The following is a 12,776-nucleotide window of genomic DNA, read 5'->3' on the forward strand; positions in this document are numbered from 1 at the left end:
AGCGGATTGCGTAGCGGCGAAGAGAAGGCCGGTGCCGCCGGGGGCACGGGGGGAAATTCAAGCCGCCAGTCTATCGATGACCTCTCAGATGCGGTGTGAATTTATCCGGGGAACCACGGCGATCTCTGGTCGAGCAACTGGGCGCACGCGTGTTGATTTAGCGACGAAACACGCCACTTTTCGCCGTGGCGTTCGAGGTATCTTCGATCAGCTTTGGATGCCATAGCAGCGAGCTAACTCAGCAGCCGAGGATGCAATGGGTGCGCACAGTTTCTCATTTCCAGAAGCTGTGCGGACGGGGCGCGTCCCAGCTGCGTACCCAGAAATGCGTACCCAAGCGAGCCAAAAAAGGCAAGACTTACAGTATTTTCCGGCGCTTCTGAGTGTCTTGGTTATAGTCCAGGTCCCGCAGCCAACCTAAGAGTCCACAGCGGGATCAAGCGACTTTCTGTCGATCGCAGAATCTAGCCTAGTCAATCCACACCTTTGGTCCACTTCGACCGAGAGGGGCTTTGACCTTTGCGCAGGAAGGCCCGGGCGCACCGGCCGAGATGGTCCCTGACAGGCGCCACTGCAAGTTCAATGTACATTGGTGCTCGAAGGGTAGGCACGACAGAATTCTAGATCGCAGCGTTGGCCTGGTCGATCCGAAGGAGTACTTAATCGGGTGCATCGTGGGCCAGTACCGGCACATGTGGAGCGCCGGCAGCAGCGAAGGCTGGGGATCGCGACGGCTAATTTCCACGATAGTTTGGCGATCGCTTCTCGAAGAACGCGTTCATTCCTTCCTGCTGGTCAGCAGTGTTGAATGCGCATCGAATTGCCTGGCGCTCGAATTCGAGGCCGGCGTCCAGGGTGGTCTGAAAGGCGGCGAGAACGGCCACCTTGGCGAGCTCAGTCGAACGCGGCGGCTTTTGGGCGATCAGTTCGGCGATCTCGAGCGCTCGCGCCTGTGCCTGGCCGCTTTCGACGACTTCAGCGACAAGGCCGGCCTGCATCGCCGCACGGGCAGAAATGGATTGGCCAGTCAGTATCATCAGCATGGCCAGAGATTTGCCTGCCACGCGCGTCAGACGCTGGGTTGCGCCGTCGCCTGGCAAAATCCCGATGTTGATTTCAGGCTGTGCAAACCGCGCTCCTTCGCCTGCTATGGCGATGTCGGCGAGCAAGGCCAATTCGTGACCACCACCGAAGCAAATTCCCTCAACCGCGGCGATAAGAGGCTTTGGAAAATTGGCGATGTCCCGCCACGCAGAACGTCTCGCGGGATTGTCGATTGCCTCAAACCCGCGCTGCTGCATCTCCTTAATATCGGCTCCGGCAGAGAAGAAGGCTTCGTGCCCGCAAAGGACGACGCAACGAACATCCTCATTGAGCGCAGCGTCCCGCAAGTTCGCGCCAAGCTGTGCGATCAGGTCGTTGCTTAAGGCGTTTCGTTTCGACGTCCTGTTCAGCGTCACAACGCGCACATGGGCCCTGGGAGAGGTCGAGAGGATGAGATCGGGCTTGCCGGTCATAGAGGATGTCTCCTGAAAGAAGTCAGAAAGGCAGCCAATATACTGAAATCGTTTTCCACGCAAAACATGCTTGTTTATAGTCAATCCGACTGACCAGACTTCGAGCAGTTTCTGGCTGCTCAAGAAAAAAATTGCTGGTCAGACTGAGAGAAGGTTTAGTGGCAGCGTTTTCCGCGCTTGACTCCGGAATCTAGAGCGCCTACGCTTATGAAATCGATTTCAGGATTGCGTTGTTTTCTTAGCGAGATGACGGCGCAGTAACGCGGCGGCCGTCCAACAAGAACAACAGCTTCTTCACGAGTGCGCTTTGGCAACAGGAGGGATGGAAACCATGGGAATGGGACACGGGCTCGCGCGCGTTTTGTACGCAGCGCGTTCGGTGGCGTCTGCTCTTGGGGGGCTGCGCAGATCGGAATCGCCGCTCGCGATCTCTTTGACTAAGGTCATGCAAGAGCCGGTCGTGCGGCCGCACGACTTGCGAAATCGAACGAAGACGGCCTTATCGGCGGCATGCCGCGTACCCCTTGGCGCCTGCGCCTTCACCCGCTACGAGCCGGCCCGCTCAAGTCGCGTTTATCTTAGATAGCGCCGCACTCCGCGCGAAGGGCCAGCGAGCGCTAGCTCGTCCTTGCTTGACCGCAGCATCATTTACGCAATTGACTGAGCCCGAGGACACATGAACATTATTGCTCAACCCAGTGCCGTATCTGTTCAGCTTGATAATCAGATTGCGAACAGACGGATGACCGTCGGCCTCGGAGGGGGCGTAGCGCTGGAGTGGTACGACTGGAACGTCTACGGCGTGATGGCGGCGTTTCTCTCGCCGCACTTCTTTCCTTCCGATGATCCCACGACCTCGCTGCTTGCGGGGCTAGCCGTGTACGGGGCGGGCTTCTGCGCGCGGCCACTGGGAGCGGCTTTGCTTGGCCCAGTCGCAGATCGCATTAGCCACAAGCGAGTAATGATGATCTCGGTGACGGCGATGGCGGTTTGCTCGCTGCTGATCTCTCTATTGCCGACGTACCGGGACATCGGCGTCACGGCGGCTGTGGCGCTGCTTATCATGCGCCTTGTTCAGGGGCTTGCTACCGGAGCCGAGGCGGGTGTCGCCAATGCAATCGCAATTGAACTGGCGCCGCCCGGAAAGGAGGGGCGTTATCTGGGGCTGATCGGTGGCACTTTCATCCAGCTAGGCAACCTTGGATCTAGCCTTGTTGCGTTTCTGGTGAGCGCATCGGTTGCCCCCGAAGCGATGCGCGAGTGGGCCTGGCGCGTACCCTTTGCGGTCGGCGGGGTGCTGGGCCTACTGGTCATTTATCTGCGCACGTCGGTACCGGAGACCTTGATCCATCGGGTTATGCATCGCCAAGATGAGTCGTCGCGAATTCAGGAAACCACCGGCGGTGTGTGGAAGACGCTCTGGAGCGTGCGGCTATCCCTGCTTGCGGTCATCCTGGTGATCGGATCGGTGCAGATCGCCAACTATGCCTGGAACACCGGTCTGCCCAATATGGCGAACACGGTATTCAAGGAGAATAGCACCTCTGTATACGGAATTATGACGCTGATGGTCTTGATCTGGATGTTGGCCGCCCCCCTTGTTGGCGCCTTCGCTGACAAGGTGCGGCCCTCGCGTGCGTTCACGCTGCTGCGCCTACTGCTCATCCCATGCTTTTTCCTGACGCTGCTTTATTCGGAGAAGGGCATCTCCACGTTCTTCCTTGTCACGGTATTCGGCGGAGCCATCGTGGGGTTCAACATGGCGCTCTATAACTTCATCGCTACCACGCTGATGCCGCGTGCCGTGCGCACCACGGGCGTAGCGCTCGGTTACGCGCTCGGCGTCTCATTGTTTGGCGGGACCTCACCGTATCTTCTTGTGTGGTTGCAACGCGAGCACATGGCCTGGATGTTTCCTGTCTACGGATCGTTGATAGCGCTCTTAAGCGTGGTGGTCTACCACTTCGCCAAAAGGCGTGGCCGCGTCTACATCGGTGACTGAACGCCTTCTGCCTGCCGCTTGCGCCTCCCAGCAGAGGCAAAGCCTTCCTTATCAGACGCAAAGCATGCCGACCGGCGAGTATCTCTTGATGCTGGGCAAGAGCATGGGATTGGGACGAGCGCCTTCGCCAGCAGCGGGACACGTGAGCAGTCCTCATCGCATCTAGGGCCGCTTATGGGCGACGACGTCCATGAACTGGAGTCCATCGAATGAAAACGCCATCGTCACCGCACTTCGCGCCCGTCGACTTGCAGCGATATTTCAACGCCGGTCGCCTGGAACTCGATGAGGGGTTCGGCAGCCGCCCAGGCGACACCGGCTGGATCGATTCGCTTCGAGGACCGCAGACGTATCGAGGCATCCCGTTTCTATTCGGCGCCAACGCCGGAGCGGATGTGCTGGCCTTGCGTCCCGGGGGGCTTCCTGCGGTGATCGCGCTGCCGCCCACATTGGCCAGCTACGTGCTCTTTGTGCAAGTGGTCGCGGACCGCCCACCCGTAAGCCCTCAAGGCTTCGGGGAGATTGGGCCGGCAACGCTGCCTGTGGAAGGCAATTCGCTCGGCGATCGGGTGTCGACATACGTGCTTCGATACGTCGACAGCACCGAGGTCGACGTGCCGGTGCTACGGCGGTTCGCGGTCCAGCAGAACCATATCTCCTGGAGCGCCAGCCCGTTCGCGGCGCTGCCATTACGGGGGCCCATCGTGCACGCAAGCACCGGCGAAAACTGCGCACTCGGCAGAAGGGCGGGCGCGAGCTTCTTCCATGGCGAGACACGCACCGAATCGGGGCGCATGGATCGACAAGGGGAGAACTTGTGGCTTTATGCGCTCCAAAATCCATATCCGGAGAAGGAGCTCACCGCGCTAAGCCTGCGAGCGGAGCAAGAACTTTCTCTTGTCTTTGCGGTGACCACGACAAGGCTCACCCAGCATCCCCTGCGCCTCCAGCCTCGTCGCAAGCTGAAGATGCGGCTACCGCCCGGAGTGCATCTGAATAAACTTGGCGAGCTCGACGTCGATCATCGGGGCGAACAGATCGGCATGGATCTCGGCACGGTGATCTCCGCCCGCGCGGTGCTTGACTACGCGAGATCGGACTGGCTCGGTGACAAGCACGACGTGCAGCCGGTGCGTTCCGAGGACGAGGTCATCGTCGAGTACTCCGCCCATCCCGACGCAAGGCTGTACCTACGCTCCGACGACGGCCGCTTGCACCTTGCCGATCTTCGGTCGCTGGAAGCTGCCGGGAACGCAGGAGACACCTCGCTGGAGGCGGTGCCCATCGCGCCGGCAACAAGGCCCGTCAAAATCCGCATCGTAGAGAAGGGCAACGGCGTGCGTGTCGCCGCGCGCCTGCATGTGCATGGCGCGGATGGGGAGTATCTGCCGCCCAAGGGGCACCACCGCAAGGTCAATGCCGGAAGATTCGAAGACTTCGCCGGGGAGTTTACGAACGGGCTGAACCAGTACGTCTATGTGGATGGCAGCTGCGAGGCGGACTTGCCGATCGGGCCCGTGTTTGTGGAGATCAGCAGGGGCTTCGAGGTGCGGCCCCTGCGCCGTATCGTCCAAGTCACCGCGACCACGGAGGAACTCACCTTCGAGCTGGACAGGGTGCTGCGCTGGCGCGAACAGGGGTGGGTCAGCTCCGATACTCACGTCCATTTCCTGAGCCCGCACACAGCCCTGCTAGAGGGCAAGGCGGAGGGGGTCAACGTCGTCAACCTGCTCGCGGCACAATGGGGCGAGTTATTCACCAACGTGGCCGATTTCGACGGGCGCACGACGCTCGGGGCAAAGCACTTCGGCGGGGACGGAGAGTTCCTTGTTCGCGTCGGCACAGAGAACCGTATGCAAGTCCTAGGACACATATCGCTTCTCGGCTACGAAGGCGAAATTATCAACCCCCTGTCTTGCGGCGGACCCAACGAGGCTGCGATCGGCGATCCTCTGGAAGCGACCATGGCCGATTGGGCGGAGCGCTGCCGCCAGCAAGGGGGCCTTGTCGTGATGCCGCATGCTCCCAACCCGCAAGCCGAGCGGGCGGCGGACATCGTGCTCGGCCTGGTCGATGCCATTGAAATGATGTCGTTCAACCCGCGGACTGCGCAGATCAGCGCATTTGGTCTGGCTGACTGGTACCGTTACCTCAACATCGGCTACCATCTGCCACTGGTCGCCGGCTCCGACAAGATGGACGCTGCCGCGCTCCTCGGAGGCTCGCGGACCTATGTGCAACTAGGTGGATGCGATTTCACGTATCGCAACTGGATGGATGCCGTACGCAGCGGAGACACGTTCATCACAGTCGGGCCGCTCGTTGAGGTGAGAGTGGAAGGACGTCGCCCCGGGAGCGCGATCGCGCTTCCCCCTTCGGGTGGCACCATCACAATCGACTGGCGGATCGAATCGGTCAGCGTCGCGCCAACACGGGTGGAGGTGATCCGCAATGGCATCGTCATCGATGAAGTTCGATGTAGCGAATTGTCGTGCAACGGCCAGCTCGCGTTGCGCATCACCGAGTCCTGTTGGATCGCAATACGCGTTCGAGGCAGTGTGGCGGGGCGCGAGGCCGACATCGCGGCCCACACCAGTGCGGTGTATGTCAAAGTCGGCGACAAACCGGTCTTTGCCACTGCGGACGCGGTGTCGATTCTTGCACAAATCGAGGGATCGATCGCCTATATGGATACGCTCGCTCCCAGGACTGACGAAGCGCGGCACTCCCGGCTGCGAGCTGCCTTGGAGCTTGCACATCATCGTCTGCATCATAAGCTGCACGAACTTGGCGCCATTCACCACCATGCGCCTGTCCATTCCGTTCACACCGAGCGCGAGCACTGAGAAGGGGAAAACGTCGTGTGAGTTGCTCTCCTTTCTCTCGCTCCAGCGCTTTGCGGGCAGCACGGCCGCGGCATGTTCAGCCACGTCCACTTGTGCCACCACCGGTGATATGTTCGCGCAGCGTGGCAGCCGCCCGAACCTTGGAGGAGCGCAGGAGAATCGATTTCAGTGACAGCGCGTCGGCCGCGGCAGCTTCAGCCCGGGCTGCGCCTGCGACGCGGTGGGCGTTCGCTAGATCTCGGCGGCCCGGTCGATGACCGCATGACCAGTCGATAGGGCAACAGGACACTCCTGGGAAGTGGGCTTCCAGCGATCGCATTGATGAGATAATCGGCGGCTCCTCGGCCAATTTCAGCTGCCGGAACACTGACTGTTGTGAGCGGCGGGTCCATCTGCGCCGCCAGCTCCACATCGTCAAATCCTGTGATGGAAAGGGTAGCCGGCACGGCGACCCCAATTTTGCGGGCCTCTGCCATTGCACCGATGGCAAGGGTGTCGGTGGTGCAGATCACCGCCGTCGTGTCGGGGTGGTCGGTGAGGAGCTGACGAAGAGCGCTGCGACCCTGGGCAAGCGAATAGTCGGCCTTAATGATCTGGGTGGGCCTGAGCGGGAGGCCGGCGTCCGAAAGAGCGCGCTGAATGCCCTCGAGCCTCGCGCGGGACCGGTCGTTGGACGCAGCAACAACATTGGCGATCGCGCCGAAACGGATGTGTCCAAGCCGCAACAGATACTCGGTCATCTCGCGCGTGGCTCTTTCGTTATCGATTCCGATCGCGGGAATGCCGCCAACTGCCTTCGAAACATAGGTCGTGATCACAGGCACACCGGCTTGTTCAATCAGAGCCCTCAGTTCACGTCCATGGGAGCCTCCGACCAGTACAATTCCATCGATGCCGCGCTCGATGAGGCTCTGCAGTTCCTGAAGTTCGCGGCGCTGATCATATTGGGAATTCGCGATGAAGAGCGTATAGCCGCTTTCGCTGAGGCGGTTCTGCAGCGCCTCAACTCCTTCGGCAAAGATCCCGAGCGCCAGCGTCGGAACGATGACTCCGATGGTGCGCATGCGTCCCGACTTCAGGGCTCTCGCCGCGCTGTCTCGCGTGTAGGACAGGTCTGTGATGTGCCGCATCACCTTGTCCCGGAGCTCCGGTCTCACGATTTCGGGATGATTGAGGACGCGCGACACGGTCGCAGGGGACACATTGGCCTTTCGCGCGACATCTTCGATCTTCACGCGCGGTTGCTGGCGTCCTTTGGGCTCGATTGTTGGTTTTTTATCCATCCGGTCTGGTCGCTCAGTCAATGGCATGGGTCCGATCCACGTTAGAACATTGGACAGCCAGCATTCTCAAGCTCTGTATACGCCCGATCCGTCTTATCCAGTGGAACTCTGGTACATGGGCAGGCGCTGAGTTGGCAGGCCGCCCATTTTGCTTGACTCTGCACATCATGATGTCTATTTCTGAAATCGATTTCAGAGGCCGAGCCAAATAGAACACCTCTGATCCAAGAAAACTGAAAGCGAGACCATGGTCGATCTTTTGAAGGGCGTTCGCGTCCTGAGCTTCAATCACTTCCTGATGGGCCCCGTGGCTGCGCAGTTTCTCGCCGATCTCGGGGCGGACGTCATTGCCGTCGAGCCACCCGATGGCGCCTTTCAGAGGAAATGGGGCGGAGCAGACAAGCGGGTCGATGGGCAGTCCATGTTGCTGCTCACCGGGAACCGCAACAAGCGAAGTCTCACGCTCGACCTGAAGAAACCTGAAGCCATTGAGATTGCCAGGAAGTTGATCGCGACCTCGGATGTCATGACTGAAAACTTCCGCCCCGGCGTTCTCGACAAGCTTGGCCTCGGCTACGAGGACGCCAAGAAGATCAATCCGCAAATTATCTATGCTGCGGCCTCAGGCTACGGTCCTGATGGGCCCTACGTCCACCGTCCCGGTCAGGATCTACTGGTGCAGGCAATATCGGGGCTGGCCACGATTACTGGAAGCCGCGAGCAGGGTCCAAGGGCCGTAGGTGTTTCAGCGGTCGATCACCATGGTGCTGCGTTGTTTGCGGCTGGCATTCTGGCCGCGCTTGTGAGGAAAACGCGCACCGGACAGGGGTGCCGGGTTGATGTCAGCCTGTTGTCTGCTGCACTCGATCTGCAGATGGAATCCTTTACTTGTTACCTCAACGGCGAGCGGCCTGACGATGTCCGTCAGCCGGGACCGATCTCCGGTTGGTACTACGGTGCGCCTTACGGCATTTATCCGACGCGTGACGGTCATTTGGCGATTTCTCTTGGATCTCTCAGCACAGTGTCGGAGGCGCTCGATGTTCCGGCCGATCAGCGCGTTCCAGACAAGGAGGCGTATCGCCGACGCGACGAGGCATCCGCTGCGATCGCCGCAAATGTCGCAAAGCGCACGACGGCCGAATGCATCGCATTGTTCGAGGCCCACGGAATTTGGCACGCCGCGGTCAATGACTATGCAGATGTCGTGACCGATCCGCAGGTCGTGCACAACAAGAACTTCCAGGTCGTCCGCGGGGCGACGGGCGCGCCGATCACGCTCGTCAGCCATCCCGTGCGCTATGATGGCAAGCTGCCCGAAGTCCGACTGCCGCCTCAGAAACTTGGGGCTCAGACCGAGGAAATCCTCAAAGAGCTCGGCTACGACGACCACCAACTTGAAGACCTTTCCAGGAAGGGGGCGGTCGGCGCCTTTACGTCCTCGCGCGCCGCTTGATGACGCTCCCAACGCGCATCACGGCAGGCATGCTAGAGCGCATGTACACACTGGTCATGCGCGTGACGATCGGGCTGAGGCGGATAGCCCTTGAGCGTTTGCTCGTGATCAGGAGCGATAGCTGGAGAACGCAGCTGCGTGCTCCTGACCCGCTTAAGCCATCGGCTCGGCCGAAGCGAAATCCGTCGGACATTGGACGGTTAGCACCGGGAACGATGCCCTGGGATTTCGGCAAGTGGCAAAGGAGTATCGGATATGAGCAAGTCGCGCTGGGCACGCGCAATAGACCTGATGCAAGCACGAGTCGATCAGACGCTTGTCGCGATGAAAATAGAGTTTCCGCATTGGGCAGACAGCTCGACCGGCAAATGGACGACCACGCCGGACGGCGATTGGACCGGTGGCGCATGGCCGGGTATGTTGTGGCTGCTCGCGCGGCGATCTGGCGAGCCGAAATACCTCGATGCAGCTCGGTTCTGGAGCAGCCGCTTGAAGCCGCGCGCGCAGCTGCAAACCGCGTTCAAGGGCTTTGGGTTCTACTATGGGGTCGCTCTTGGCGACGTACTGTGTAAAGACAAGGACGCAGCTCTCCTGGCACTGGATGCCGCCACCTCGCTCAAGACGCAATTCGATTGCCGGCTTGGCCTCATTCCGCTAGGCCGCGATGCGGAGGAATCAGAAGATGTTGGCAATTCGTTCAGCAGCATCGACTCTCTGCAGGCGGTCCCGCTTCTGTATTGGGCCGCCGCAAGGACAGGCGATTCCTCATACGCTGGCATTGCGGCGCGCCATACCACGCGCGTGCTCGACATTCATATGCGCTCCGATGGCTCAATCGTTCAGTCGAGTGAGCTAAATCCGTCCACCGGCAAGATAGTCCGCCATTTCACCCACAAGGGATTCAGCGACACGAGTGTCTGGGGCAGGGCGCAAGCTTGGGGGCTCGTCTATGCGGCGATCGCGCTTGCTCACCATCCTCATGAGACGCGCTGGATGGAGCAGTTGATGGCGGGAGCGGACTGGTGGCTTTCGCACGTGCCAGCGAGCATGGTCGCGTTCTGGGACTTTGATGATCCTGGCATTCCCAACACGGAGACGGACACGGCGGCAACTGCAATCACGTGCTCGGCGCTGCTAAAGCTGGCGCGGCTCGCGCCGACGGCGGCACTGCGCGTCAGATATCGTGAGGCAGGCGAACGGACGGCAAAGGCCCTGATCGAGACCTATCTGACGCCAACAAATCCGGACGATCCCCGCCCGCCCGGAATGTTGGTCGGCGCCTGTTTCAATAAACGTCGCGATGCACGCGCTCAGGACGCGGCCAACAATGCAGAGACGATCTTCGGATCCTACTATCTGTTCGAATCATTGAACGTTCTTGATGGACTCATCGAGGCTGAGAAGATTTGATTAGAAGCAGCCCCTATTGCGATCATGGTCCAGGACGCACCGCTCAGCGGCGTGATGCTGACGGTGCCGATTCTTGTTCGTCTTGCACGAGAGGTGCCGCTCGTCAGCTATTTCAAAATCGAGGTACCGCTGCGCGGCGAAGCTGCGTGCGTTGATCGAGGAGGGTGGTGAGGCCCTCGCAGGCCCGCACTCCGGCAACACGGGGCGGTTGGGCCTGACAGGTCAAGGCACCGCGAGAGCGCAGACGTAGATGTGGCGCGACGATCAAGGACGCGATGACGGCGCTATGGGAGGCGTTGGACCGGGTATGCGGCAAGCGGCTCAACGTGATGATTCCGATCTTGCTGCCGGCCCTTGAGCAACATGGGCGATTGAAGCCTGGCCTGGCAGATCGTGATCCTGTTTTCGCGATCACCCCTGCAACCATCGACCGCTTGCTCGTCGACGTAGGGGTCGCGGCGAGCGGCGGTAGGCGGCGGCGCCGTGCCGGATTCTATTCGACCATCCGACGGAAAGTTCCGATCCGGACGATCAATGACCGCCCACAGCCGAATTATGCGAAAGCGAAGGTCCGGCGAGTGCGGTTTAGCGATGGGGCTGGCCTCCATCACCAGCCCTCAGAGTGAATCACGATTTGCCGCAAGCGAGTCACTTCCGATTCCGTCAGGTAGGAAAATGCTCTAAAGTAATCAAGCGCTATCATGCTCCGTTGACGCCCTATCAGCGCGCGCTGGCGCATGCCAAGGTGACCGCGGCTGTAAAGCGGCGCCTACGTGGATCAGTATCGCTCGCTCCATCCGGTCGGGCTCATGGCCGAGTTTCGCACAAACCACGAGGAACTTGGCAGTTGCGTCGATCGTCGTGCCGGACAGGTGCGCGGCCTGCAACCCGCTTGCACGAGCTCCGCGCCGGCAACCGCAGCGACGTTCGCCAAGAAACCCTCCGCAACACGGTGACGGCCGTCGAGGCGCGTGCCAGGCACCGAGGCTGCCGTCGGCCTTATAAGACCAGGGTTCGCATGGCCGTCCAAGCTCGACCCGCACATTACTAGGATTGAGGGCTGGCTCGTCGAGGAGCCGCAATTGACTGCGCTCGCAATAACTCACGTTCGACCGCCCGTTCCGGAGTTGACAGCGCGCGCGTTGCCCAGCTCCTTCTTCAAGGCTTTCTCCCGACAGGAGAGTGGGGTGATATTTCCGAGCCATGGGGTTGGGAGCGCAAGGCCAGGGGCATTCCCAGGGCCGAGACAAGAACCGCGACGGCCCCCAGCCACTGTGTTGCGGTCAGAGTTTCCCGAAGGAAGATAGATGCGAAAATGGATGTAAGCACGGGAACGAGCGGTAGCAACAGAGCGGCGGCTGTCGCGCTCATTCGCTGCAGCGCGATCCCGTAGAGGAGGAAGGGAATCGAAAAGAGCAGCAATCCGGATCCGGCCACCGGAACAATATCGCCGATGACCACAGAGAGCGTCGGCAATGGGCGAACGCAAATCCACGCAAATACGACCACTGCAAACGCGACGATCTGGCTCGTTGTCGTAAGGCGCAACGCATCCACGTTTTGCGACATCACACGGACCGCTATGCTGTAGAGTGAGGCGAATAGTACGCCGGCGAGTACGAGAGCGACCCCCAGTCCCGGCGTTGCGGAAGGAGCAGATTCAGAGGTCCATTGCAAAAAGCCGACCCCGGCAAAAGCCAACAAAGAGAGAAAGACGATAGCACGGTTAGGGATCTCGCCAAGGATCAACCATGCAAGAAGTATGACCATCGGCAGTTCAACTGCGAACAGCATCGCCTCTATCGAAGCCGGCAGCATCGATAGTCCGAAGATCGACAGACCAGACGCAAGCGCCGGCTGCAGGATGCCGGCAAGGCCAGCACGCCAATCGCTCAAGCGAGGCGGCGCACCTGAGAAGATCGATAGTACGGTCAGGCTTGCGGCACTCACAGCCAACTGCGCTGTCAGAAGCGAGAGCGGTTCGATGCAGCAGAGCGCGGCCTTGGACAGAACGTTGCCGATACTCCAGCTGACCGTTGCGAGTGTTCCGCAAAGAAGCGGTAGGAAAAGAGGTGGGCTCTCACTCAAGCTTATGACTCCCTTCGTCGCCGCGATCGGAGTGGATTCACGGCAATGCACGTTTGAATTCTCGGTTCATGATCTGCCGCCGCCGGATCGCGTGTCGAATCCTGGGCTCTAGTTGTCCTACCCAAGGGCGAAGCCAAGAGTATCGCATGTGTTGTTTCTCTTAGCCTCGAAGCT

Annotated in this window: 7 protein-coding genes and 1 pseudogene; 5 read left to right on the top strand and 3 right to left on the bottom strand. The window is 60.2% G+C overall.

The window, feature by feature from the left end; translation table 11 throughout:
* Positions 1–734: 734 nt before the first annotated feature.
* Positions 735–1,517, bottom strand: coding sequence for an enoyl-CoA hydratase-related protein (locus IVB12_RS18675; protein ID WP_247301030.1), 783 nt, complete (start codon positions 1,515–1,517; stop codon positions 735–737).
* A gap of 676 nt (positions 1,518–2,193) precedes the next feature.
* Here IVB12_RS18675 and IVB12_RS18680 point away from each other — a divergent pair.
* Both IVB12_RS18680 and IVB12_RS18685 read left to right on the top strand, forming a co-directional pair.
* Positions 2,194–3,519: an MFS transporter gene (locus IVB12_RS18680; RefSeq protein ID WP_247301031.1), complete on the top strand. Its 1,326-nt coding sequence runs from the start codon at positions 2,194–2,196 to the stop codon at positions 3,517–3,519.
* A gap of 209 nt (positions 3,520–3,728) precedes the next feature.
* Complete coding sequence (locus tag IVB12_RS18685; RefSeq protein WP_247301032.1) at positions 3,729–6,365, top strand: CehA/McbA family metallohydrolase; 2,637 nt, start codon at positions 3,729–3,731, stop codon at positions 6,363–6,365.
* Between the two features lie 194 nt (positions 6,366–6,559).
* Here IVB12_RS18685 and IVB12_RS18690 read toward each other — a convergent pair whose 3' ends face one another.
* Positions 6,560–7,675: a LacI family DNA-binding transcriptional regulator gene (locus IVB12_RS18690; RefSeq protein ID WP_247301033.1), complete on the bottom strand. Its 1,116-nt coding sequence runs from the start codon at positions 7,673–7,675 to the stop codon at positions 6,560–6,562.
* 220 nt (positions 7,676–7,895) lie between these two features.
* Between IVB12_RS18690 and IVB12_RS18695 the strand changes: the two genes are divergently transcribed.
* The 3 genes and pseudogenes from IVB12_RS18695 to IVB12_RS18705 form a co-directional block, all read left to right on the top strand.
* A complete protein-coding gene (locus IVB12_RS18695; RefSeq protein ID WP_247301034.1) occupies positions 7,896–9,104 on the top strand; it encodes a CoA transferase in 1,209 nt (402 codons plus the stop codon).
* A 255-nt stretch (positions 9,105–9,359) separates the two neighbouring features.
* Entirely contained in the window at positions 9,360–10,514 is a 1,155-nt protein-coding gene (locus IVB12_RS18700; RefSeq protein ID WP_247301035.1) for a glycoside hydrolase family 88 protein, read from the top strand.
* A 3-nt stretch (positions 10,515–10,517) separates the two neighbouring features.
* A pseudogene (locus IVB12_RS18705) lies at positions 10,518–10,701 on the top strand (dihydrodipicolinate synthase family protein); the annotation flags it as partial.
* A 971-nt stretch (positions 10,702–11,672) separates the two neighbouring features.
* Here the strand turns inward: IVB12_RS18705 and IVB12_RS18710 are convergent.
* Positions 11,673–12,602, bottom strand: coding sequence for a DMT family transporter (locus IVB12_RS18710; protein ID WP_247301036.1), 930 nt, complete (start codon positions 12,600–12,602; stop codon positions 11,673–11,675).
* Between the last annotated feature and the right edge of the window lie 174 nt (positions 12,603–12,776).

It is taken from the genome of Bradyrhizobium sp. 179 (genome assembly GCF_023073535.1).
GTDB lineage: Bacteria > Pseudomonadota > Alphaproteobacteria > Rhizobiales > Xanthobacteraceae > Bradyrhizobium.

Bases quoted from the DNA above. Each gene is read 5' to 3' on its own strand.
- IVB12_RS18685 (WP_247301032.1), top strand. From the start codon at position 3,729: ATGAAAACGCCATCGTCACCGCACTTCGCGCCCGTCGACTTGCAGCGA.
- IVB12_RS18675 (WP_247301030.1), bottom strand. From the start codon at position 1,517: ATGACCGGCAAGCCCGATCTCATCCTCTCGACCTCTCCCAGGGCCCAT.
- IVB12_RS18690 (WP_247301033.1), bottom strand. From the start codon at position 7,675: ATGCCATTGACTGAGCGACCAGACCGGATGGATAAAAAACCAACAATC.
- IVB12_RS18700 (WP_247301035.1), top strand. From the start codon at position 9,360: ATGAGCAAGTCGCGCTGGGCACGCGCAATAGACCTGATGCAAGCACGA.
- IVB12_RS18695 (WP_247301034.1), top strand. From the start codon at position 7,896: ATGGTCGATCTTTTGAAGGGCGTTCGCGTCCTGAGCTTCAATCACTTC.
- IVB12_RS18680 (WP_247301031.1), top strand. From the start codon at position 2,194: ATGAACATTATTGCTCAACCCAGTGCCGTATCTGTTCAGCTTGATAAT.